Origin of the sequence: Clostridium sp. 1001271st1 H5 (assembly GCF_005845215.1) — a bacterium.
In the GTDB taxonomy this organism is placed as follows: Bacteria; Bacillota; Clostridia; order Lachnospirales; family Lachnospiraceae; genus Enterocloster.
The window spans coordinates 505177-526922 of sequence record NZ_SPHO01000001.1; the positions used below are offsets into that span (position 1 = coordinate 505177).

A 21746-nucleotide genomic window follows, 5' to 3' on the forward strand; every position below is an offset into this window, starting at 1 on the left:
GAGAAGATTATGGGAGAGAATCCTGTAATCTTTTTTGCATTTAGAATATGTTTTTATGAAAAGGAAACGAATGAATAGAAACAGTATTCGGAAAATCCGATTAATTGATAGTTAATTGACAAACAATATTGATAATTTTCTGATTATATTGACATTCCCCATATAAGGCATTATGATTAATATAAGACAAATAAAAAGGCATTTTGAAAAGGGGGTTTTTAGATGGCGCAGACGGATCCTTTACTGTTACTGGATAACGGCACGCTGGCCTACATCATTGGTAATGGTGATTACCGCTTTACCAACATTAAATTTGAGGAGGCCAGGGCAATCATCGACATGAAAGGGGAATCAGATGTGGTGCGGGTGTTTGCTAATCCTGATTTGGAGCACAGCATGTATGAATATCTGGGAATCGAACATGGCAATTTCCAATACATGCCTGTAAGGTCCATGAAGATTGGGCAGGATGCCATTGCATTCAAGCTTTATATCACCCCTACGGGAACGCAGCCCATTGTACTGGGAGATGATGGGCAGCAGGCCAAGAAAATCAAAAATATGTATATATACTGTCAGCATGTGGTGCGTCTCAAATAGAGGATGAGGCAGGCTGAAAGAGCAGCAGGACCGTTGTACAGAGGGAGATGAATCCCGTTGTGCAGCGGTCTTTTTGTCCTTTATACGCAAGTGCGGTAAAAAATACAAAAACATTCAGAAAATAATCATAAGTTTTTAAGAATTGGACGGTATAATAGACACAGCTTATACCGGGAGAATGATGGGAAAGGAGGAACAGGGAATGGAGCAGAAAAAGATGAACTGGAAGGAAATGTCCATAGGGCTCTGTCTGGTGGCTGCCCTGGCCTGGTTAACCTTCCATGTGCTGCTGGGCAGTCACTCCGTCCAGACCCTGGGCAGTACATTCATGAGGGCGGATATCCGGTTTGTATGCCTGGGTTTTGCCTGCATGTTCCTCTTTGTCAATTGTGAGGCGGCCAATATCAGGCTTTTAATGAGGACCTTCCGGAAAAAGGTTCCCTACTGGCGGTCCCTGTCCTATGCATTTGCGGATTTTTACTTCAGCGCCATTACTCCTTCTGCCACAGGGGGACAGCCCATGCAGCTTTACTATATGGTGAGGGATGGCTTTGGAGCTGCCCACAGTTCATTTTCCCTTCTGGCCACGGCCGCGGCGTATCAGATGACGGTGCTGGTTTACGGGTGCATCATGATTGGAACCAATCTGACCTTTGTCATGGGACAGGGCAGAATCATAAGGCTGCTTCTGATTTTCGGGGTGCTGGTAAATGGATTCTGTTCAGGCCTTATCCTGTTAATCATCCTCAACGGCCTTCTGGCGGAGAAAACAATGCTGTTTATGGTGGGAGGGCTGTGCAGGACTGGAATCATTAAGAACAGGAAGAGGGCGGTGCAGAAGGTGGAGGGCCTGATTGACGAGTACAGCAGGGGAGGCGCCTACCTGCGGCAGTATCCCCTGGTGGTGGTCAGGATGTTCATACATGGAGCCCTTCAGCTGACTGCCCTTTATATGGTGCCGTACTGTGCCTGCCGGGCCCTGGGCATATCCGCGGCAGCAGAACAATTCCTGGCTCTCCAGGCCATATTGAGCCTGGCGGTAACAGCAGTTCCCCTTCCCGGCTCCGTGGGGGCTTCAGAGGGCGGTTTCCTTGCGCTGTACCGCACCCTTTTGGGGGCAGGACAGAGCTTTTCCGTGATGCTCTTAAGCCGTGGAATCAGCTTTTACGCAATGCTCTGCGTCAGCGGTCTGGTGACTGCCTTTCTGCAGTTTGCAAGAAGGGGAAAGGCTGCTTCCGCAGTATGAAGACACAGGCGGAAATCAAAAACAGGGGACTGCCCGATACCATGGGCAGTTCCCTGTGCTGTTATCAAAGATAATATTTAGTTCACTTCATCCAGCTTAAATCCGAAATATTTCACGGAGTTGTTGTAGCAGATACCCTTTATGATTTCCTCCAGGGCCGTCATGTCAGCGGGATACTCGCCGTTTTCTACCCAGCCGCCAATCAGGCTGCAGAGGATGCGGCGGAAGTACTCATGCCTGGTGTAGGACAGGAAACTTCTGGAGTCTGTCAGCATACCGATGAAGTTGCCCAGGCATCCTAAGTTGGCCAGGGATGTCATCTGCTCGGTCATGCCAATCTTGTGGTCATTGAACCACCATGCGGAGCCCTGCTGAATCTTGCCCGGGAATTTCTCCTGGAAGCAGCCGATAATGGTTCCGATGGAAGCGTTGTCGTTGGGATTCAGGGAGTACAGGATGGTCTTTGGAATCTCGTTGTTGGTGCTCAGTGCATTTAAGAAATCAGCCATCTGCGCACTTGGAGCATAGTTGTTGATACAGTCAAATCCGGTATCAGCTCCCAGCTTCTCGAACATGTAGCCATTGTTGTCCCTCTTGCAGCCATAATGAATCTGCATAATCCATCCCATGGCATTGTACTCCCGGGCAACGAACAGCATAAAGGCTGTCTTGAACTTCAGCTCCTCTTCCTTGGATACGGTCTCGCCCTTTAACCCCTTGGCAAGGATGGCGTCCACCTCAGCGTCAGTGGCAGGCGCGTACATTACGTACTCCAGAGCATGGTCGGATACGCAGCATCCCATGGATGTAAAGAATGCCATGCGCTTCTTAAGGGCTTCCTTTAAGGACGCAAAATCAGTAATCTGGACGCCGCTGACCTGGGAGAGCTGCGCCATGTAAGCGCCAAAGGTTGGCTTCTCAACGTTCATAGCCTTGTCAGGTCTCCAGGCCGGAAGCACCTGTACGTCGAAGGTGTCATCCTCTGCAATCTTCTTATGCCATTCCAGGGAGTCCACCGGGTCGTCCGTGGTGCAAATCAGGGTCACGCCTGACTGCTTTATCAGGTTGCGGACGGTCATGGAATCCTCCTGCAGCCTGGAGTTGCACAGGTTCCATACCTCCTCCGCAGTATCGCCGTTTAAGTAGCCCTGGTATCCGAAATACTTTCTCAGCTCCAGATGGCTCCAGTGGTACAGCGGGTTGCCGATGAGCTTTGGCAGGGTCTCAGCCCAGGCCTGGAATTTTTCCCTGTCCGTGCTGTCGCCGGTTACATACTTTTCGTCCACGCCGTTGGAACGCATCTGACGCCATTTGTAATGGTCGCCGCCCAGCCATACCTGGGTGATGGTGTCAAACTTGCGGTCCTCATAGATTTCCTGGGGATTGATGTGACAGTGATAGTCCAGTATCGGCATATTCTCTGCAAAATCATGGTACAGTGTCCTGGCCATATCCGTTGATAATAAGAAATCCTTGTCCATAAATTGTTTCATGTGTGATATTCCTCCTTAAGAATTAAAAATTTGTGGTTTTCCTTTTTATTAAATCAGAGGCGATTGTGGTCCTGCTGGGCACATTAACACCGCTGAAAACCCCCATAAGAGTGTTGATGGTGGTGGTGCAGAGTGCTTCCACCTTGCTGTCAATGGATGTAATCTCCGGGTCCGTACACCGGGCCAGCAGGGAGTTGTTATAACCGATAATGCTCAGCTCATCGGGAATGGAGATGCCGGCTGTGTGGGCATATTTCACAGCGCCCACGGCCAGGGAATCATCGGAGGTGACCACTGCATCGAATTCCAATCCCTCGTTACGAAGGGACAGCAGCAGGTCCCTGGCGGCCTCTATATCCTTGGGACACTGGCGGATGAGTTCGCTGCAGGGCGCAATACCCTTTTCCTTCAGGGCGTCCTTGTATCCCTCCAGTTTATTGACTCCGCTGTAGGAATAGCTGGTGTACACATACAGGATACGCCTGCGTCCCGAGGAGAGCAGCTGGCTGACAGCGCCGTACACGGCCGCGCGGTCGTCGCAGACCGTGCTGTAGATATTCTCACCTTCCAGAAAGCCGTTGACCAGCATGATGGGAAGGTCGGAAGCAGCCTCAATGATATAGGCGTTATCCTTGGCCCGCATCTCCACAAACTTGGAACCGGCCAGGATGATGGCATCCACCCGCTTGGAACGCAGCAAATCAAAATACTTCTGCTTGGCGTCCAGGTCATAGCCGGTGCAGCAGAGGATGGCGTCGTAACCGTGGGAGCGGAGTCCGCGTTCCAGATAGTAAATGGCGCCCGCCAGGTATGGGTCCGACGAATCGGAACACATGATTCCGATGGTCTGCATGGTATTCAGTCCCAGGCCTCTGGCGAACACATTAGGAGTATAACCCAACTCGTCCATAACTTTCAAGACCTTTTCTCTGGTCTTTTCACTGACATTGGGATTTCCATTGAGTACTCTGGACACAGTGGCGATGGATACCCCCGCATGTTCAGAAACATCATATATATTCATAAACTAACCTCACATTCTGTAAGCGCTTACAAGCTAAGTACATTATACATATTCCGCGTAGATAATGCAATACTTTTCTATTTTTTTATTGACTTCTGACCGGAAAATGAGTAGAATAATTGTAAGCACTTACAAAAATAAACCACGAAACAGCATACCAGAACAGGCACGCAGAATCAAAGAAAACAAAGATGATAGGAGAATGAATGGCCATGCAGGATATTGTAAAAATTCATGAAAACGACAATGTAGCGGTTGCGCTGCGTCCCCTTGCAAAGGGTGAGACAATGGGTAAGGCAGGTGCAGAGGTCTGCCTCCGGGAGGATATACCCCAGGGACACAAGTTTGCCTTAAGGCCCATAAAGGCCGGGGAGGAAGTGGTGAAGTACGGCTTCCGAATCGGTTACGCGAAAGAGGACATAGAAGCAGGAGCCTGGGTCCATGTCCACAATGTGAAGACGGCCCTGGGAGACGTGCTTACTTATGATTATAATCCCCAGGAAAATGATGTGGCTCCTACGGAACACGCATATTTTGAGGGGTACCGCAGGCCGGACGGAAAGGCAGGCATCCGCAACGAGATATGGATTATCCCCACGGTAGGCTGTGTCAACTCCATTGCCAAGGCTCTTGAGAGCCAGGCCAGACAGCTGGTGGGCGGCAATGTGGAGGATGTGATTGCATTTCCCCATCCCTACGGATGTTCCCAGATGGGGGACGACCAGGAGAACACCAGAAAGGTGCTGGCGGACATGATTCACCATCCCAACGCCGGCGGCGTGCTGGTGCTTGGACTGGGGTGCGAGAACAGCAATATTCCAGTGCTCATGGACTATATCGGAGCGTACGACGAGGACCGCGTGAAGTTCCTTCAGTGTCAGGATGTGGAGGATGAGATGGAGACTGCCATGGGCCTTCTTAAGGAGCTGGCAGCCTATGCAGGCGCATTTTCCAGGGAAAAGATAGATGCCAGCGAGCTCATCATCGGTATGAAGTGCGGCGGCTCCGACGGACTGTCCGGCATCACGGCCAATCCCGTGGTAGGCGCGTTTTCCGATTTGCTGGTAAGCAAGGGCGGAACCACCATTCTGACGGAGGTGCCTGAGATGTTCGGTGCGGAAACCCTTCTCATGAACCGCTGCGCCACTCCGGAGCTGTTTGAGAAGACCGTTGACCTGATTAATAATTTTAAGAATTATTTTACCAGCCACAACCAGACCATCTATGAAAACCCTTCCCCAGGCAATAAAAAGGGAGGCATCTCCACCCTGGAGGACAAGTCCCTGGGGTGTACCCAGAAGTCGGGAAGCGCCCTTGTCAGGGGAGTGCTGGAATACGGCGAGCCGGTGAAGGTAAAGGGTCTGAACCTTTTAAGCGCCCCTGGCAATGACCTGGTGGCCTCCACGGCACTGGCTGTGTCGGGCGCCCACATCGTGCTCTTTACAACCGGAAGGGGAACCCCCTTTGCATCACCGGTTCCTACGGTCAAGATATCCAGCAACTCCAGACTTGCCGGCCATAAGGATAACTGGATTGACTTTAACGCAGGCCGCATGGTGGAGGATATGACCAAGGAAGAGCTGGCAGAGGAGCTGCTTAACTATGTGCTGTCTGTTGCGTCCGGCAGGAAGGTCAAGTCAGAGGAGGCCGGATTCCATGATATGGCTATTTTCAAACAAGGTGTGACTCTGTAGGAAAAACAGTGTGCATGTGACCATTAAATGGTACTTTTTTTCATGTAAATTCTTCTTGCATCTCCTGCCGGTCTGAGGTATACTGAGTATTAGATATCGTATATACGGATATGAGATGTATATGCGAATGATTGAGCAGGAGGTGTCCATGAAACTAAACAGAACCACGCTGCGCACCGTGGAGATACTGAAACTGGTGTCAAAAAAACCGGACGGCATTACCCTGGATGAGATATGCGCAAAGCTGGACATGCCTAAGACCAGCGCTTACGATATTGTGACCACCCTGGTACAGACCGGCATGATTCATGTGGCAAGGGAGCAGAAGCAGAGATATACCATCGGCCTGACAGCCTACCGGATTGGAATCAATTATACGAACAACCTGGATTTCATCAGCACCATTGACCCGGTGCTCAAGGCCTTTGCCAGGGAGGTGGGGAAAACTGTGTTCTTTGGAGTCCGTTCCGACGATTCCATTGTATATATCTGCAAGTTTGAACCGGAGAACCCCATCATTACCACGGCCACCGTGGGAACCAAGAATCCCATTTACTGCACATCCCTGGGAAAGGCCATAATGGCCTACACCGAGGAAGAGGACCGGGACGGTGTATTGTCCCGCATCAGCTTTAAGAAACACACGGACAGGACAATCTGCACCCGGGAAGCATTTGAGAAAGAGCTGGAGTTTGTGCGGGAAAAGGGATACGCCTTTGATGCCAGGGAACTGGAAGAACACATGGAATGTGTAGGAGCACCCGTATTTGGGCAGGATGGTAATGTAATGGGAGCCATCAGCGTCTCCAGTCTGTATAAACCCACAGAGGATTATGACGCCCTGGGACGCCTGGTAAGCGACAAGGGCGCCCAGCTGTCACGGCTGTTGGGATATATAAGGCATGTATAGGAAAATAAACTTATATTTTTACCAGTTTTGCTGTTGACAAATCATGAGACAGCGATTAGAATTTAAGTATACAAATCGTAATTATGAAACCGATTCGCATATGCGAATTTAAAGAGAAGGAGAATGAAGATGAAGAAAGAACAAGTTTTAGCAAGAATGAAAGAAGACTGTCTGGTTGCTGTTGTTCGCGCAAAGAACTATGAGCAGGGTGAGAAGGTAGTTGACGCCATCATTGCAGGCGGAATCAACTTCATCGAGCTTACCATGACCATGGATGACGGAGACCCGGTTGGCTTCATCAAACTGATGGCTGAGAAGTATAAAGGCAATGACAAGATTGTAATCGGCGCAGGTACCGTACTGGATCCTGAGACAGCAAGAGCCTGCATTCTGGCCGGCGCCAACTACATTGTAAGCCCGGGCCTTAACGTAGATACCATCCGTCTGTGCAACCGCTACAGAGTTCCCATGCTGCCAGGCGTCATGACCCCAACCGAGGCCATTACCGCTATGGAAGCCGGCTGTGACATCATCAAGATTTTCCCAGGCAATATTGTGGGACCGGCAGCTATCAGCTCCTTCAAGGGACCCCTTCCTCAGGGTGAGTTCATGCCGTCCGGCGGCGTTGACGTTGACAATGTTGACAAGTGGATTAAGGCCGGCGCTTACGCAGTCGGAACAGGAAGCAGCCTGACAAAGGGCGCCAAGACAGGTGACTTTGCAGCCGTTACAGCCAAGGCACAGGAGTTCGTTGCAGCAGTTGCAGCAGCAAGGGCATAGATTAAACCGTACCGTAAGCATCATTTCATATATCATGTAAGAAGAGATTAGAGATTAAAGGAGAATCATACAATGGCAAAGATTGTTACCATGGGCGAAATCATGTTAAGATTATCCACCCCAAACAATGAGAAGTTCATCCAGGCAGACGAGTTCGACATCAACTACGGCGGCGGCGAGGCAAACGTGGCAGTTTCTCTTGCAAACTACGGCCATGAGGCTGAATTCATCACCGCAGTGCCGGCTAACCCCATTGGAGAGTGCGCAGTGGCTGCACTGAGAAAGTATAATGTGGGTACAAAGCACATTGCCAGAAGCGGCGAGAGACTGGGCATCTACTTCCTGGAGACAGGCTCTGCCATGAGGGCTTCCAACGTTGTTTACGACCGTGCCCACAGCTCCATCTCCACAGCAACAGCTGACCAGTTTAACTTTGATGAAATTTTTGCAGATGCTGACTGGTTCCACTTTACCGGAATCACACCAGCTGTCAGCGATGCGGCCATCGAACTCACCGAGGCAGCATTAAAGGCAGCCAAGGCACACAATGTGACTGTGTCTGTTGACTTAAACTTCCGTAAGAAACTGTGGTCCTCTGAAAAGGCACAGAAGGTCATGACCAATCTGATGCAGTACGTGGATGTATGCATTGGCAACGAAGAAGATGCAGAGAAGGTTCTGGGCTTCAAGCCGGGCAACACCGATGTTACCTCCGGAGAGCTGGAGCTGGCCGGATATGTTGACATTTTCAACCAGATGGCTGACAAGTTCGGCTTTAAGTACATCATCAGCTCCCTGCGCGAGAGCCACAGCGCTTCCGACAACGGCTGGTCCGCATGCATCATGGATGGAAAGACACGTGAGTTCTATCACTCCAGAAAGTACCACATTACACCAATCGTTGACCGTGTAGGCGGCGGCGACTCCTTTGCAGCAGGTTTAATCTGCGGCCTGGTGGACGGCAAGGACATGAAGGCAGCCCTGGAGTATGCAGTAGCTGCATCCGCATTAAAGCACACCATTCCCGGAGACTTCAACCTGGTGACCAGGGCAGATGTTGAGAATCTGGCCGGCGGCGACGGTTCAGGCCGTGTTCAGAGATAGACCAGGATATTGACAATCAGACAATCAGAGACGGCTAATCCTTTTCAGAGGTATTAGCCGTTTCTTATATGGTTTCTTATATGAAAAGGAGATATGATATGGTAGAGACAAACGGCAGGAATTTCGACCTTCTTACACTGGGACAGGTGCTTCTCAGGCTTTCACCCCCGGATAACGAGCGTCTGTCCAGAGGCGACACCTTTGTCAAGCAGGTGGGCGGGGCAGAACTGAACGTGGCAGTGGGGGCTGCCCTTCTGGGACTTCACACAGGCGTTATATCCAAACTTCCGGCCCATGATATAGGAAGCTTTATGAAAGGCAAGATTCGTTCCTTCGGGGTCAGCGACGACTTCTTCATGTATGACCAGTCCCCCGCAGCCAGGGTTGGCATCTACTACTATGAGAACGGTGCTTATCCCAGAAAGCCAAAAGTGATTTATGACCGCAACCACAGCTCCTTTTTTTCGCTGGATATTGATGAGATACCGGAGGAGGTTTACACGGCTTCCAAATGTTTCCATACCACAGGCATCACCCTGGCTTTAAATGAAGAAATCCGCGAGACTACCATAGAGATGATTAAGCGGTTCAAGGCAGCGGGCACCCTGGTATCCTTTGACGTGAATTTCAGGGGAAATCTGTGGACCGGGGACCAGGCCAGGGAATGTATCCTGCGAATCCTTCCCTATGTGGACATTTTCTTCTGTTCCGAGGACACGGCCAGGCTTACCTTCTTAAAGACAGGAACAGCCCGGGAGATGATGAAGAGCTTTACCGAGGAATACCCCATCTCCATCGTGGCTTCCACCCAGAGAATCGTCCACAGTCCCAAGCGCCATACCTTTGGTTCCCTGATATACGATGCTGCCAAGGATGAATACTTTGAGGAGGAGCCATACCGGGATATCGAGGTGGTGGACCGGATTGGCAGCGGCGACGCCTATATATCCGGGGCCCTTTACGGACTGCTCAGCTCGGGCGGTGACTGCGCCAGGGCAGTAGCCTTCGGCAATGCCACGGCTGCTGTGAAAAATACCATTCCCGGCGACCTTCCGTCCTCCAACCTGGAAGAGATAGAAACCATTATCCGGGCCCACAACCAGGCTGGCCCCCAGAGTGAAATGGCTCGGTAAAGACCCGGCAAAGATTAAGAAGGATTTGTGTAAACATTTTGTAATATTCGTCATAAGGTTCATTCTAAATTCAGAATTATTAAGAAATCCTTTATTGGATATGGACGGTAAATGATATATACTTCTCATACAGACATAACAAGTGCCTTCCGGCGGACTGGCGTCTTCCGGCGGGCCGATGAAAAGGAGAAGATTATATTGAGAAAATATCATTTATATGCAGTAGGGATTTGTGCAGCCATAGCCCTGGGTGCAGCAGGCTGCTCGGCAAGCGTCAACGCCGAGACAACCACCGGCAGTTCCGTGGCAGCTGAAGAGACTAAGGAAGAAACCATTGTGAATGACACCACGGTAGTGGAATCAGTCACCGGAGCCATTGAGAGCATGGAGGAGAGCCAGCCTGAGATACCACAGTCCATCCGGATATACGGACCAGTGACAAAGCTGGAGGATGGCAGGCTTTCCATTGACAATCAGTCCGGCATGAGCACCAGCGGTGAAATCATTCTCAACGTGGCTGACGATATGACCTATATCCTGGATGCCATGACAGGATTCCCGGCAGCCCTGGAGGATATGAAGGACGGGGATACCATTTACGCCTACATAGGGCCGGCCATGACCATGAGCCTTCCGCCCATGACCAATGCCACTATGATTTTCACCAATCTCCCGGCAGATGCCAAGGCGCCTGATTATGTGGAGGTCAAGTCCATGGTTACGGACGCGTCCACGTCCAAATCCGTGCTGACAGCAGCGGACGGAACCGAGTACACCCTGGCGGACGACTGCAACATTTTCCCCTATCTTACCAGGAACATCGTGACCCTGGATGACCTGACCCAGGGGAGGAAATGCGTGGTCTGGTCAGATGATGAGAACACAGCTTCCAAGATTATGTTATTTGCAGAATAATTAAAATCCCGCCGGAACAGCGGCAGGACAGGAAAAGGGCTGACGCCCGGCATATGAATCAAGCCGGGCATCAGCCCTTTTATTCCGGTCTAATTTCCGCATTCAATGCTGATTTCATTGAACTTTTCCAGAATGTCGTCAATACAGAGCGCCTGTTTTTCCTTATCTTCTTTGTCTACCACGGCGCGGCCCTGATGCATCATCAGGAGGCGGTCCCCATACTCCACGGCGTAGCGCAGGTTATGGGTGACCATGATGGTGGTCAGCTTCTTCTCCTTTACAATCTTTCCGGTCAGTTCCATGATAGTCTCAGCCGTCTTGGGGTCCAGGGCAGCAGTGTGCTCGTCTAAAATCAGAAACTCAATGGGAGTCATGGTGGACATGAGAAGAGCCATGGCCTGGCGCTGCCCGCCGGAGAGGACGCCCACCTTCACATCCATTTTATCCTCCAGGCCCAGCCCAAGGGAGCGGAGGGATTCGCGGTAATATTCCAGCCTTTGCCGGTTGGTTCCCGGTCTCAGGTTGAAGGCCTTTCCCTTGTTGTCAGCCAGGGACATGTTCTCCAGTATGGTCATGGTAGGACAGGTGCCCATGGCCGGATTCTGATAAACGCGTCCTATACGGCGCTGACGCTTGTATTCAGGAATCCGGGTGATATCCTTTCCTCCGATTATGATTTGTCCCTCGTCCAGGGGGATGCTGCCGCAGATAATGTTTAAAAGGGATGTCTTGCCGGAGCCGTTGCTTCCCACCACGGACACGAACTGATGGTCCTTTATGGTCAGGCTGAAATCCTCAAACAGGCACATTTCATTGACTGTACCGGCATTGTAATATTTATTGATATGCTTCAGCTCAAGCATGGCTCTTCACCTTCTTTCCCCTGGAGGAGCTTGCCACCAGGATGATAAGGAACAGGACGGATGTAATCAGCTTTAAGTCCGATGCTGTCACCGGGAAGGACACTGTGATGCTTCCAAAGGTAAGCCTTAAATCGCCCAGGAGCAGGGCCAGGGATACACAGGCCTTGTAGATAATGGAACCAATGATAACGGCCGTGGTGGACTTCACAAAGCCGAAGCGTTTGAACAGCTGAGTGCCTATGATGACATTGGCCAGGCCGATGACAATGGTGCCGGTGCCGGTGGAAATTTCAAAAAATCCCTTCTGCTGGCAGTACACGCTGCCTGCCAGGGCGGCAAAACCATTGGCAATGGCCAGGCCGATGATTTTCACCATGCCCTTGTCCTTGGCCAGGGAGGTGACCAGCAGGTCATTGTCGCCCACGGCCCGGAGAAGATAGCCGGACCGGGTTTTCAGGTAAGCGTCCAGGAGCAGCTTGCAGATGAGGACAATTACCAGAAGGATGATGGTCACGGTGCAGGGTTTAAGGGCCTGGGGAATAATGCGCTCCAGCCAGGGATTGCTGAAAATGGTGTCCTTGCTGAAAATAGGCAGGTTGGATTTGCCCGCCACCCTTAGGTTAATGGAGTAGAGGGCGGTCATGACAATGATTCCCGACAGCAGGTCGCGGACCTTCAGCTTGACATGGATGAGTCCGGTGACGCAGCCGGCCAGGGCTCCCAAAAGAAAGGAGAGGGGAAGGGCTGCAGCCGGGTGGATAAAACCACCTGCTATGCCGGTAGCGGTAAAGGCGGCTCCCAGAGGGAAGGTCCCGTCCACGGACAGGTCCGGAAAATCCAGAATCCGGTAGGTGATGTATACGCCCAGGGCCATGATGGCGTACACCAGGCCTTCTTCAAAGATACCTAAAATAATCGTTGTCATGATGTTCCTCCAGATAATGGTGATAGGGCTTTACTGGGCAATCTCAGTGAACAGCCCGGCTGCATTTTTTGTCAAATCTTCCGGCAGAGTGATGCCCAGATTCCCGGCTACCTGCGTATTGCCGTAGAAGGCGGCTTCCTTGATGGTTTCGTAGTTCATCTCACTGGCTTTTTTCTCGCCCCGCAGCACCTGGGCAGCCATCCTGCCTGTCTGCTTGCCCAGTTCAATGTAGTCCAGTCCCATAGCGGCCAGACAGCCAATCTTCACCTGCTCAATCTCACTGCCGAATACAGGAATATTCTTGGCAGCTGCCTTATCCAGGATAACGGGAAGAGAGGCAACCACCGTGTTGTCGGTCAGGTTGGTGATACAGTCCACCTTGCTTATGAGGGTATCGGCAGCCAGGGCAATGTCGGCGGAAGAGGAGATGCCTGTGTCCACGATTTCAAAACCATACTGGGGCGCCAGCGCTTTGTACTCTGCAATGGCGGATTCGGAATTCACTTCGCTGGTGGTGTACATGATGCCGATATGTTTGGCCTCCGGAAGAATCTCCCGAATCATCTTGAGCTGGGCCTCCACAGGCAGCTTATCACTGGTGCCTGTAATCTCGCCTACCGGAGTACCGTCTGCATTGGCCAGCTCTGCGGCCACCGGGTCGGTTACAGCGGTGAAAATAACCGGGATGCCGGATTTTTTGGCCACGCCGTATTCTGCCTGTGCCATGGGGGTGGCAATGCCGCACATCAGGTCCACGCCCTTGCCGGCAAAATTTGTTGCAATCTGGCTGGCCGTACCGCCGTCTGCCTGGGAATTATCATAAAGCACAATCAGGTTTTTGCCCTCCTCGATTCCTTCCTCTGCCAGCCCGGCCATGAAGCCTTCCCGGCAGTTGTCCAGGGAGCCGTGCTCAGCAAACTGTCCCACGCCAATGGTGTAGGAGGAGCCGTCAGAAGAGACTGTGCTGCCGGAGGATGGGTCTGCGGAGGATGGAGCTGCGGAGGAACCGTCAGCCGGTGTGTCCTGGGCGGTCTTGCCTTCGGTTCCGGCCTGGGCGTCAGTTTCTGAGGGCCGGGCCTCAGTGGTATTCTGGGAAGTTGTGACACAGCCTGTTAAAAGGGATGCGCTTAAGGCTGCAGCTAAAAGCATTGCAATTGTTTTTTTCATAATTTTGTTTCCTCCTGTTTTCAACATTCTATTTGGATGATAAAAAAGCCGTTGGATAAGGGACTTCCTGTGATAGGGCTGCCGTTTAAATAAGGACGGAATAAAAAAAGTCCCAATCATAGCTTATGCTACGATTGAGACGAATGAAATCCGCGGTGCCACTCAAATTGACTAAAAAGTCCACTTTACACATACCAACATATGCGCCGCATGTATAACGGTTGCGGAATCCGTCGGTCCCTACAGATACTGTAATCCTTCAAGACCGCCCTCAAAAGTCCATTCAGCTGCCAGCCCTATACCGCAATCCCACCGCCTGCGGCTCTCTGTGTTAACGCTTTGATAGCTTACTCCTCTTTCTCTGCGGTTTATTTTATTAACCCGTATCTTAATACAATAAAATAGATTTGTCAAGAGTGTTTTGAAAATTCATATAAAGTCATGTAATGTCGCACAAAAGTGTAAAAGAACTTTTATTGATTGATGAAATGTGGTAGACTGTAGGTGTGAAAAGGAATGGTTTGCATTCAAAAACAAGGAGGAACGTTCCATGAGCCGGTTACTTGTGGTGGTGGATATGCAGAAGGATTTTGTAGACGGGGCTTTGGGAAGCCCTGAGGCCCAGGCCATTGTCCCTCATGTGCTGGATAAGGTAAGGGCATACCGGGATGCAGGGGAAGAGGTGGTATTTACCCTGGATACACATTTTGAAGATTATATGGATACCATGGAAGGAAAGAAGCTTCCCGTTGTCCATTGTGTCAAGGGCACGCCGGGCTGGGAGCTGGTACCGGGGCTTAAGGATGAACCGGGCATCCGCTTTGAGAAGCATACCTTTGGAAGCAGGGAACTGGCGGATTATGTGGCCCGGGGGAAGTATGACTTTGTGGAACTCATCGGCCTGTGTACGGATATCTGTGTCATATCCAATGCCATGCTGATTAAGGCGGCGGTTCCCGATACCTCCATACAGGTGGACAGGGCCTGCTGTGCAGGGGTGACTCCCCGGAGCCACGACAATGCCCTCAGCGCCATGGGGATGTGCCATATAGACATAGTATAGTAAGGGGGATATTCATTATGAATGACAAGCATTTTGTAATTACCATTGAGCGCCAGTACGGCAGCGGCGGCCGGCTGACAGGCAAACGCCTGGCCGAGGAACTGGGCATTCATTTTTACGATGAAGAGATACTTAAGATGACCTCTGAGACCAGCGCCATAGGCGAACAGTATTTCAGGCTGGCTGACGAAAAGGCAGGAAACAACCTGCTGTACCGCATTGTGACCAGTATGAAGCCTGAGCTGACAGAGCCGGATAAGGCCGGCCCCAACATCACATCGCCGGAGAACCTGTTCCGTTTCCAGTCGTCTGTCATCCGCAGGCTGGCGGCCTCTGAAACCTGCATCATCGTAGGCCGCTGCGGCAACTATGTGCTCCAGGACCAGATGGATAATCTGGTGCGCATCTTTGTGTATGCGGATACGGTCACCAGAATCCGCAGGGTCATGGATGTGGATAAGGTGGATGAGGCGGAAGCCCTCCGCAGGATGAGGCGGATTGACAAGGAGAGGACAGAGTATCACCGCTATTTTACCGGCAGGGAGTGGATGGATATGGAGAATTACGACCTACCCATCAATGCCAGCCGGATTGATTATGACCAGATGATTCAGCTGATAAAAGACTATCTGAAGCTCAAAGGCTTCCTGTAAAAAGGAGGACCGGGCTCAGGAAATGACAGAGGTGTATTGAGATGAGCAGTATATTTGCGGGAATCATGATTCCCTTTATCGGGACAACGGCAGGGGCGGCCTGTGTGTTTTTTCTGAAAAATGCATTGAGGCCCAGTGTCCAGAAGGCATTTCTGGGATTTGCATCAGGGGTTATGGTGGCGGCTTCGGTCTGGTCCCTGCTGATTCCGTCCATGGATATGAGCAGCCATATGGGCAAGCTGGCGTTCATACCGGCCGGTGCGGGCTTTCTCCTGGGGATTGGTTTCCTGCTTCTTCTGGATGAAATCATACCGCATCTGCATATTGACACAGACCAGCCGGAGGGACCAGCGAGCAGCTGGAAAAAGAGCACCATGCTGGTGCTGGCAGTAACTCTCCACAATATACCGGAGGGAATGGCAGTGGGCGTTGCATTTGCAGGTCTTCTGTCACAGAACGGCACCATCACCATGGCAGGGGCCCTGGCCTTGTCCGTGGGTATCGCCATACAGAATTTCCCGGAGGGAGCCATTATATCCCTGCCCCTTAAGGAGGCTGCCGGGAAAGGAAAGGCCTTTGTCTACGGTATGCTGTCAGGGGTGGTGGAGCCCATAGGCGCTGTCCTTATGCTGGTGCTGGCCGAGTTTTTGGGCCCGGTTCTTCCGTATTTCCTGTCCTTTGCAGCAGGCGCCATGATATATGTGGTAGTGGAGGAGTTGATTCCGGAGTCCGCAGAGGGCGAACACTCCAATGTGGCAACCATTGGATTTGCCGTTGGATTTGTGGTGATGATGATACTGGATGTGGCGCTGGGGTAGGACGTGTCAGAGTGTGCTTTACGGCCGGTGCGGGTTTTACTGTTTGCCTGGTTTTGGGCAGCAGTAAATGAAACTCCGGGGAGAGAAAGAACGGAACATATAGGAGATGCAGAAGAGGAAATCCTGTCTTGACATGGGTTTCCTTTTTTGCTATAGTAAGTTTACTTCTGCCGGATATATTCGGATATTCCGGCAATCTGCTGCATTCCGGTATGCAGACCAAGGTTACTATTCTATCCGGCCGTTTCGGCTGATGAAATCACATGTAAACGTATGTTCAGAATTACACAGGAGAGACAGGTGATGCCTATAAGAAGATGCCAATGGCAGCGGAGCCAATGAGGCTGCAAATGGGGCTGCGAACAGAGATACATATTGAACCGGACCTGGAAAATGATTATAATAAAAAGAAAGAGGGAGGTTGAAATCGTTGAATCATGAAGAGTTATTATCAGCCATATCCTGTATGCTGGATGAGAAGCTGGAGACTAAGCTGGAAGAGAAGCTGGAAACGAAGCTGAATCAGAAACTGGATGAGAAACTGGATGAAAAATTGGAAAAACTGGAAAAGAAGCTGGAAATTAAGCTGGAAGAAAAGCTGGAGCAAAAGCTGGAGCAAAAACTGGACCAGAAACTGGATGAAAAACTGGATGTAAAACTGGCGCCAATCAGTGCAGACCTTACTATACTGAAGGAACAGGTTCTCTCGCTGACAGAGAGAATGGACCGTGTAGAAGCGGACGTGACAGATATCAGGGAGAAGCAGGAGCAGACAGCCGGAATCATTGAAAACCAGCTCATACCCAATATTAAGCTTCTGGCTGAGAACTATGTGCCTGCTGCCAAAAGGTATCAGGAGTCAGAACAGAAGCAGGCCGCCATGGAGAACGACATCAAGCTCCTTAAAATCGTGGTGGCGGACCACAGCACAAAGTTTTGCGAGATGGCAAAGTAACAGAAGAACAAAAACCGCCTCCATCCCTGTTTCATTCCGGGATGGATGCGGTTTTGCCTATTCCTGGGTCAGCCTTTTTAAATCGCTGTAAAAGCCGGGATAGGATATATTGACACAGTCAGCGTCCTTTATCTCTGTAATGCCCTCTGCACACAGTGCGGTGACTGCAAAGGTCATGGCAATACGGTGGTCCCCTCGGCTGTCAATGACAGCTCCGCGGAGAGGATGGCCGCCCCGGATAATCATACCGTCCTCTGTCTCTGTTACATCGGCTCCCATGGCTGACAGGCCCTGGACCATGACCGCAATCCGGTTGGATTCCTTGACCTTCAGCTCCCCTGCATCCCGGATAACGGTCTCTCCCTCTGCAAAGCAGGCCATGGCGGCAATGACGGGCAGTTCATCAATCAGGGCAGGTATGACGGCGCCGCCTATAACGGTTCCGTGAAGACTGCCGTGGCGTACAAGGATATCAGCGGTTGGTTCCCCTGTTCCCCTGCTGACGTTCAAACACTCAATATCCGCGCCCATATCACGGCATACACGCAGAATTCCGTCTCTGGTGGGATTGATGCCCACATTGCGTATCAGTATCTCCGAGCCGGGCACCATAAGGCCTCCGGCGATGAAATAGGCAGCGGAGGAAATATCTCCCGGCACCATGACCTGATTGCCATGAAGCTCCCGGGCAGGCTTTATGACAGCCGTGGTTCCTTCCGTGGATACCTCAGCGCCAAAGAGCCGCAGCATCAGTTCTGAGTGATTTCTGGAGACATATGGTTCAGTTACGCTGGTGGGGCTGTCTGCATATAAACCAGCCAGTAAAATGGCGGATTTGACCTGGGCGGATGCCACCCTGGAATCATAGCGGATGCCGTGGACCTGACGTCCTCTGATGAGCAGGGGAGCGCATCCATTGCCCCTTACGCTGGTGATGTCGGCGCCCATCATGGAAAGAGGGTCCATGATACGCTTCATGGGACGCCGGCAGATGGACTCGTCCCCAGTCAGGGTGACGTCAAAGTCCTGGGCGCAGAGGATGCCGGATATGAGACGGGTGGTGGTGCCGCTGTTCCCGCAGTCCAGGACATCCTGCGGCCCCTTGAGTCCGTGCATCCCGCGGCCGCGGACCAGTACCCGGCCGCCTTTATTTTCTATGGCAATGCCCATTTTTTCAAAACATGCAATGGTGGACAGGCAGTCCGCCCCCTGGAGAAAATTGTGTATCTCCGTAAGTCCGTCCGCAATGGAGCCGAACATGACGGCCCGGTGGGAGATGGATTTGTCTCCGGGAACCCTGACTTCGCCCTTTAAATGGGATGCTCTTTTAAATTCCATAATCTGTTACCTAACCTTTCTATCCGGATTACATACGGAACATCTCGTATTTGTATTTGTCCAGCCTCTGCCATGCGGCTTCCATGGATGCCTCGTCATAGAAGGCAATTTTCAATGCGCCCTCGCCGCGTTCGCGGTTGTTGTTGATACCGATATTCTTAATGCTGATGCCCTTGGCAGCCAGAATCACGGATATGGTGGAAATGGCGCCCACCTCATCGCTTACATCCACCGTGAATTCATAGGATGGCTCCACAGAACCTTTGGCCCTGTCTGTAATGGAATTGCGGTAATCCCGTGAGGTTTCAAAGAGCCTGTAGATATCCTGGCCCTTATGTTCCCTGATTTCCTCCAGCACCTTATTCAGGGACGCAATGTATGCTTCCAGGATGTCTGATATGGGGGCAACATTGGTCATACAGATTTGCTCCCACATCTCAGGGGAGGAGGAGGCAATCCGGGTGATATCCTTAAAACCGCCTGCAGCCACCTGCTTCATGGTTCCGTCAGCAGTGTCGTGGTCCTTAATCAGGTTCACAAGGCTGGAAGCCACCAGATGAGGGAGATGGCTGATGGCGGCCACCACCTTGTCGTGTTCCCTGTAATCCAGGACAAGGGGAATGGCTCCGATGGTCTCCGCCACCGCCACGATACGTCCGGCATTGGGACTCAGTCCCTCCTTGCTGGAAGGGTCCGTCCCCTCAGGAGGAGTGACGATGTAGTAGGCATTTTCCAGCAGATGGTCCGTGGAGTTTTCATAGCCGGTCTTTTCCGAGCCGGCCATGGGATGACCGCCCACAAAGCAGTATTCCAGACCCTGCCGCCTGATTTCCTCATGGATGCCGCATTTTGTGCTGCCCACGTCCGTAATCAGGGCTCCCTGCTTCAGGTAAGGCCGTATGGCGGAAAGATAGCCGGCATTGTACTCCACCGGAGTGCAGAGGAATATCAGGTCACATTCCCTCAGGTTCTCATCAATCCCATCCAGAATCACATCCACGATTCCCTCTTCCCGGGCCTGTTCCAGCCTGGAACGGGAGCGCATATAGGCCATGATACGGATATCCGGCCGTGTTTTCTTGATGGCCCGGGCAATGGAGCCGCCTATAAGCCCCAGTCCGATGAATGCGATGGTGGAATCAGTCATGGTCATTTTTTCCATAATGGTATCTCCTCCTGTAAATGCGGGGACCGGATGCGCCGGATTTAATATATCATCAAAGGATGCCGTGAAAGCAGGGGATGCGCACCGGGCATATGTAAAAGCACTCCCTGAAACGAGAGTGCCGCAATGTTTGGTTACCGTGCCTCAAAGGTCCGGCCGGACAGCTCTGCATATGGAGCCAAATCCCTCATCAGCTGCTCAAAGGCGTCAAAGGTCAGGGACTGGGGACCATCAGACAGCGCCTTGGCAGGGCAGGGGTGTACTTCAATCATAAGGCCGTCCGCACCCACTGCAATGGCTGCCTTTGCCAGAGGCTCCACATAAGCCCTGACGCCTGTGGCGTGGCTGGGGTCCACAATGATGGGCAGATGGCTCTTCCGGCGGATGACAGGAACAGCACTGATGTCCAGGGTATTTCTGGTGGAAGTCTCGTAAGTGCGGATGCCCCGTTCGCACAGGACGATGTTGGGGTTGCCCTCAGAGATAATGTACTCAGCTGCATTGAGCCACTCGTCAATGGTAGCACACAATCCGCGTTTTAACAATACGGGAATGCCGGATTTGCCAGCCTCCTTTAACAGCTCGAAGTTCTGCATGTTCCTGGCCCCAATCTGGAGCATATCCACATAGTTCACGGCCGATTCAATGGCATGGGCGCTGGTGACTTCGCAGATTACATTCAGTCCCGTGGCTTCCCTGGCAGCCTTCATGTATTTGAGTCCTTCCTCCTCCAGGCCCTGGAAGGAGTAGGGGGATGTGCGGGGCTTGTAGGCGCCGCCCCGCAGGAAGGTGGCTCCTGCCTTTTTCACGGCGTATGCGGTTTCCATCAGCTGGTCCTGGGATTCAATGGCGCAGGGGCCTGCCATCACCGTCATGGTGCCGGGGCCGATATGGGTGTTGCCCACGGGAATCACAGAGTCCTCGGGATGGAATTTTTTATTGACCAGTTTATAGGACTCCGTGACGGCGACTACCTTGTCAACGCCTTCGCTGATTTCAATGTTGGTGTCCAAAAGCCTGGTCTTGTCGCCCACGACACCTACGATGGTTACCTGGGAACCTTTGGAGAGATGGGCTGTGAGTCCCTTGGATTCAATGAGGCTTGTTACCTTTTTGACTGCTTCCTCAGAAGCATTGGGTTTCATGATGATAATCATAATTCAGTACTCCTTATGCGAATTTATAAATACTAAAATTGTATGGACCATGGTTTTAATTCTTCAGAATGATTCATATGCAGTAATAGTGTAAGCGACTCTGTGGGAAATGTCAATACTTTATCACGTTAAACTTTTACGCTTTTAAGTGCGGATGAATCATTCCTGAACAACAAAGGATGCTTAATCCACCGGGTGCTGTCATATGATAGATAACAAATACAAAGTCAGAACAGGAATTATGAGATGCTAAAAGAAGTGGGATATCACCGCGAAGCCGTGCTGCAGTATGCAAAGCGGTGGGCAAAGGGGAGGAATCCGCGGTATTTGGATTTCGAACATATGGGAGGGGACTGCACCAATTTTGCGTCCCAGTGTATTTATGCCGGAAGCGGCGTTATGAACTATACCCCGACCATGGGGTGGTATTACAGCAGCGGTTCCAACCGGAGTCCCAGCTGGACCGGGGTCGGGTATCTTTACAATTTCCTCACAGGAAATAAATCAGTGGGCCCCTATGGGGCGGAGACCGGTAAAGGAGGCGTGGAGCCGGGTGACATTGTGCAGCTGGGCAATAAGAACGGATATTACCACAGCCCTGTGATTGTTGACGTGGCCGGGGATGAGATTCTGGTTGCAGCCCACAGTTACGATGCATACATGCGGCCTCTGGATTCTTATATTTATGAAAAGGTCCGCTTTCTACATATACAGGGTGTACGCAATTGGTAAATCAATGGCAG

Annotated in this window: 21 protein-coding genes and 1 other annotated feature; of the genes, 13 read left to right on the plus strand and 8 right to left on the minus strand. The window is 51.5% G+C overall.

The window, feature by feature from the left end; all coding sequences use genetic code 11:
- Nucleotides 1-222 precede the first annotated feature (222 nt).
- Together FGS84_RS02115 and FGS84_RS02120 are read left to right on the plus strand one after the other, a co-directional pair.
- The gene (locus FGS84_RS02115) at nt 223-600 is read left to right on the plus strand and encodes a hypothetical protein (protein WP_138306079.1); all 378 of its coding nucleotides are present in this window, start codon (nt 223-225) and stop codon (nt 598-600) included.
- Between the two features lie 202 nt (nt 601-802).
- Complete coding sequence (locus FGS84_RS02120; protein ID WP_138306080.1) at nt 803-1846, plus strand: lysylphosphatidylglycerol synthase transmembrane domain-containing protein; 1044 nt, start codon at nt 803-805, stop codon at nt 1844-1846.
- 77 nt (nt 1847-1923) lie between these two features.
- Here FGS84_RS02120 and uxaC read toward each other — a convergent pair whose 3' ends face one another.
- Entirely contained in the window at nt 1924-3339 is a 1416-nt protein-coding gene (gene uxaC, locus FGS84_RS02125) for a glucuronate isomerase (RefSeq protein WP_138306081.1), read from the minus strand.
- A gap of 22 nt (nt 3340-3361) precedes the next feature.
- Nucleotides 3362-4363: a LacI family DNA-binding transcriptional regulator gene (locus tag FGS84_RS02130; RefSeq protein ID WP_138306082.1), complete on the minus strand. Its 1002-nt coding sequence runs from the start codon at nt 4361-4363 to the stop codon at nt 3362-3364.
- A gap of 212 nt (nt 4364-4575) precedes the next feature.
- On the opposite strand from FGS84_RS02130, the gene FGS84_RS02135 reads away from it, so the two are divergent.
- From FGS84_RS02135 to FGS84_RS02160, 6 genes are all read left to right on the plus strand, one after another.
- Entirely contained in the window at nt 4576-6057 is a 1482-nt protein-coding gene (locus FGS84_RS02135; protein ID WP_138306083.1) for an altronate dehydratase family protein, read from the plus strand.
- 148 nt (nt 6058-6205) lie between these two features.
- Nucleotides 6206-6967: an IclR family transcriptional regulator gene (locus FGS84_RS02140; RefSeq protein ID WP_138306084.1), complete on the plus strand. Its 762-nt coding sequence runs from the start codon at nt 6206-6208 to the stop codon at nt 6965-6967.
- A 129-nt stretch (nt 6968-7096) separates the two neighbouring features.
- Nucleotides 7097-7747: a bifunctional 2-keto-4-hydroxyglutarate aldolase/2-keto-3-deoxy-6-phosphogluconate aldolase gene (locus FGS84_RS02145; protein WP_002593416.1), complete on the plus strand. Its 651-nt coding sequence runs from the start codon at nt 7097-7099 to the stop codon at nt 7745-7747.
- Between the two features lie 72 nt (nt 7748-7819).
- Complete coding sequence (locus FGS84_RS02150) at nt 7820-8851, plus strand: sugar kinase (RefSeq protein ID WP_002564686.1); 1032 nt, start codon at nt 7820-7822, stop codon at nt 8849-8851.
- A gap of 98 nt (nt 8852-8949) precedes the next feature.
- Nucleotides 8950-9984: a sugar kinase gene (locus FGS84_RS02155; RefSeq protein ID WP_138306085.1), complete on the plus strand. Its 1035-nt coding sequence runs from the start codon at nt 8950-8952 to the stop codon at nt 9982-9984.
- A gap of 198 nt (nt 9985-10182) precedes the next feature.
- Entirely contained in the window at nt 10183-10899 is a 717-nt protein-coding gene (locus FGS84_RS02160) for a hypothetical protein (protein ID WP_347563767.1), read from the plus strand.
- An 89-nt stretch (nt 10900-10988) separates the two neighbouring features.
- Here FGS84_RS02160 and FGS84_RS02165 read toward each other — a convergent pair whose 3' ends face one another.
- Genes FGS84_RS02165 through FGS84_RS02175 form a run of 3 tightly spaced genes read right to left on the minus strand, consistent with a single transcriptional unit; the run spans nt 10989 to nt 13854 of the window.
- A complete protein-coding gene (locus tag FGS84_RS02165) occupies nt 10989-11762 on the minus strand; it encodes an ATP-binding cassette domain-containing protein (protein ID WP_138306086.1) in 774 nt (257 codons plus the stop codon).
- Nucleotides 11755-12687, minus strand: a complete 933-nt coding sequence (locus FGS84_RS02170; protein WP_138306087.1) for an ABC transporter permease — start codon at nt 12685-12687, stop codon at nt 11755-11757. Before FGS84_RS02170 ends, FGS84_RS02165 begins: the two co-directional genes overlap by 8 nt.
- A gap of 30 nt (nt 12688-12717) precedes the next feature.
- Nucleotides 12718-13854 (minus strand): ABC transporter substrate-binding protein, encoded by a 1137-nt coding sequence (locus FGS84_RS02175; protein ID WP_138306088.1) that lies wholly within the window; start codon nt 13852-13854, stop codon nt 12718-12720.
- 132 nt (nt 13855-13986) lie between these two features.
- Nucleotides 13987-14227 (minus strand) — a binding site (T-box leader).
- 177 nt (nt 14228-14404) lie between these two features.
- Between FGS84_RS02175 and FGS84_RS02180 the strand changes: the two genes are divergently transcribed.
- The 4 genes from FGS84_RS02180 to FGS84_RS02195 all read left to right on the plus strand — a co-directional run bounded on the left by FGS84_RS02180 (nt 14405) and on the right by FGS84_RS02195 (nt 17343).
- Nucleotides 14405-14917 (plus strand): isochorismatase family cysteine hydrolase, encoded by a 513-nt coding sequence (locus FGS84_RS02180; RefSeq protein WP_138306089.1) that lies wholly within the window; start codon nt 14405-14407, stop codon nt 14915-14917.
- A gap of 17 nt (nt 14918-14934) precedes the next feature.
- A complete protein-coding gene (locus tag FGS84_RS02185; protein WP_138306090.1) occupies nt 14935-15570 on the plus strand; it encodes a cytidylate kinase-like family protein in 636 nt (211 codons plus the stop codon).
- 41 nt (nt 15571-15611) lie between these two features.
- Entirely contained in the window at nt 15612-16388 is a 777-nt protein-coding gene (locus FGS84_RS02190) for a ZIP family metal transporter (RefSeq protein ID WP_138306091.1), read from the plus strand.
- A gap of 430 nt (nt 16389-16818) precedes the next feature.
- Entirely contained in the window at nt 16819-17343 is a 525-nt protein-coding gene (locus FGS84_RS02195) for a hypothetical protein (RefSeq protein ID WP_171042518.1), read from the plus strand.
- Nucleotides 17344-17400: 57 nt separating this feature from the next.
- On the opposite strand, the gene aroA is transcribed toward FGS84_RS02195, so the two are convergent.
- The 3 genes from aroA to aroF form a co-directional block, all read right to left on the minus strand.
- On the minus strand, nt 17401-18681 hold the full coding sequence (gene aroA / locus FGS84_RS02200) for a 3-phosphoshikimate 1-carboxyvinyltransferase (protein ID WP_138306092.1): 1281 nt from the start codon (nt 18679-18681) through the stop codon (nt 17401-17403).
- Between the two features lie 28 nt (nt 18682-18709).
- Nucleotides 18710-19828 (minus strand): prephenate dehydrogenase, encoded by a 1119-nt coding sequence (locus FGS84_RS02205; RefSeq protein ID WP_347563774.1) that lies wholly within the window; start codon nt 19826-19828, stop codon nt 18710-18712.
- A gap of 152 nt (nt 19829-19980) precedes the next feature.
- Nucleotides 19981-21003, minus strand: a complete 1023-nt coding sequence (gene aroF / locus FGS84_RS02210) for a 3-deoxy-7-phosphoheptulonate synthase (protein ID WP_138306094.1) — start codon at nt 21001-21003, stop codon at nt 19981-19983.
- A gap of 246 nt (nt 21004-21249) precedes the next feature.
- On the opposite strand from aroF, the gene FGS84_RS02215 reads away from it, so the two are divergent.
- Nucleotides 21250-21735, plus strand: a complete 486-nt coding sequence (locus FGS84_RS02215) for an amidase domain-containing protein (RefSeq protein ID WP_138306095.1) — start codon at nt 21250-21252, stop codon at nt 21733-21735.
- Nucleotides 21736-21746 lie beyond the last annotated feature (11 nt).

Bases quoted from the DNA above. Each gene is read 5' to 3' on its own strand.
- FGS84_RS02115 (WP_138306079.1), top strand. From the start codon at position 223: ATGGCGCAGACGGATCCTTTACTGTTACTGGATAACGGCACGCTGGCC.
- FGS84_RS02120 (WP_138306080.1), top strand. From the start codon at position 803: ATGGAGCAGAAAAAGATGAACTGGAAGGAAATGTCCATAGGGCTCTGT.
- uxaC (WP_138306081.1), bottom strand. From the start codon at position 3,339: ATGAAACAATTTATGGACAAGGATTTCTTATTATCAACGGATATGGCC.
- FGS84_RS02130 (WP_138306082.1), bottom strand. From the start codon at position 4,363: ATGAATATATATGATGTTTCTGAACATGCGGGGGTATCCATCGCCACT.
- FGS84_RS02135 (WP_138306083.1), top strand. From the start codon at position 4,576: ATGCAGGATATTGTAAAAATTCATGAAAACGACAATGTAGCGGTTGCG.
- FGS84_RS02140 (WP_138306084.1), top strand. From the start codon at position 6,206: ATGAAACTAAACAGAACCACGCTGCGCACCGTGGAGATACTGAAACTG.
- FGS84_RS02145 (WP_002593416.1), top strand. From the start codon at position 7,097: ATGAAGAAAGAACAAGTTTTAGCAAGAATGAAAGAAGACTGTCTGGTT.
- FGS84_RS02150 (WP_002564686.1), top strand. From the start codon at position 7,820: ATGGCAAAGATTGTTACCATGGGCGAAATCATGTTAAGATTATCCACC.
- FGS84_RS02155 (WP_138306085.1), top strand. From the start codon at position 8,950: ATGGTAGAGACAAACGGCAGGAATTTCGACCTTCTTACACTGGGACAG.
- FGS84_RS02165 (WP_138306086.1), bottom strand. From the start codon at position 11,762: ATGCTTGAGCTGAAGCATATCAATAAATATTACAATGCCGGTACAGTC.
- FGS84_RS02170 (WP_138306087.1), bottom strand. From the start codon at position 12,687: ATGACAACGATTATTTTAGGTATCTTTGAAGAAGGCCTGGTGTACGCC.
- FGS84_RS02175 (WP_138306088.1), bottom strand. From the start codon at position 13,854: ATGAAAAAAACAATTGCAATGCTTTTAGCTGCAGCCTTAAGCGCATCC.
- FGS84_RS02180 (WP_138306089.1), top strand. From the start codon at position 14,405: ATGAGCCGGTTACTTGTGGTGGTGGATATGCAGAAGGATTTTGTAGAC.
- FGS84_RS02185 (WP_138306090.1), top strand. From the start codon at position 14,935: ATGAATGACAAGCATTTTGTAATTACCATTGAGCGCCAGTACGGCAGC.
- FGS84_RS02190 (WP_138306091.1), top strand. From the start codon at position 15,612: ATGAGCAGTATATTTGCGGGAATCATGATTCCCTTTATCGGGACAACG.
- aroA (WP_138306092.1), bottom strand. From the start codon at position 18,681: ATGGAATTTAAAAGAGCATCCCATTTAAAGGGCGAAGTCAGGGTTCCC.
- FGS84_RS02205 (WP_347563774.1), bottom strand. From the start codon at position 19,828: ATGACTGATTCCACCATCGCATTCATCGGACTGGGGCTTATAGGCGGC.
- aroF (WP_138306094.1), bottom strand. From the start codon at position 21,003: ATGATTATCATCATGAAACCCAATGCTTCTGAGGAAGCAGTCAAAAAG.
- FGS84_RS02215 (WP_138306095.1), top strand. From the start codon at position 21,250: ATGCTAAAAGAAGTGGGATATCACCGCGAAGCCGTGCTGCAGTATGCA.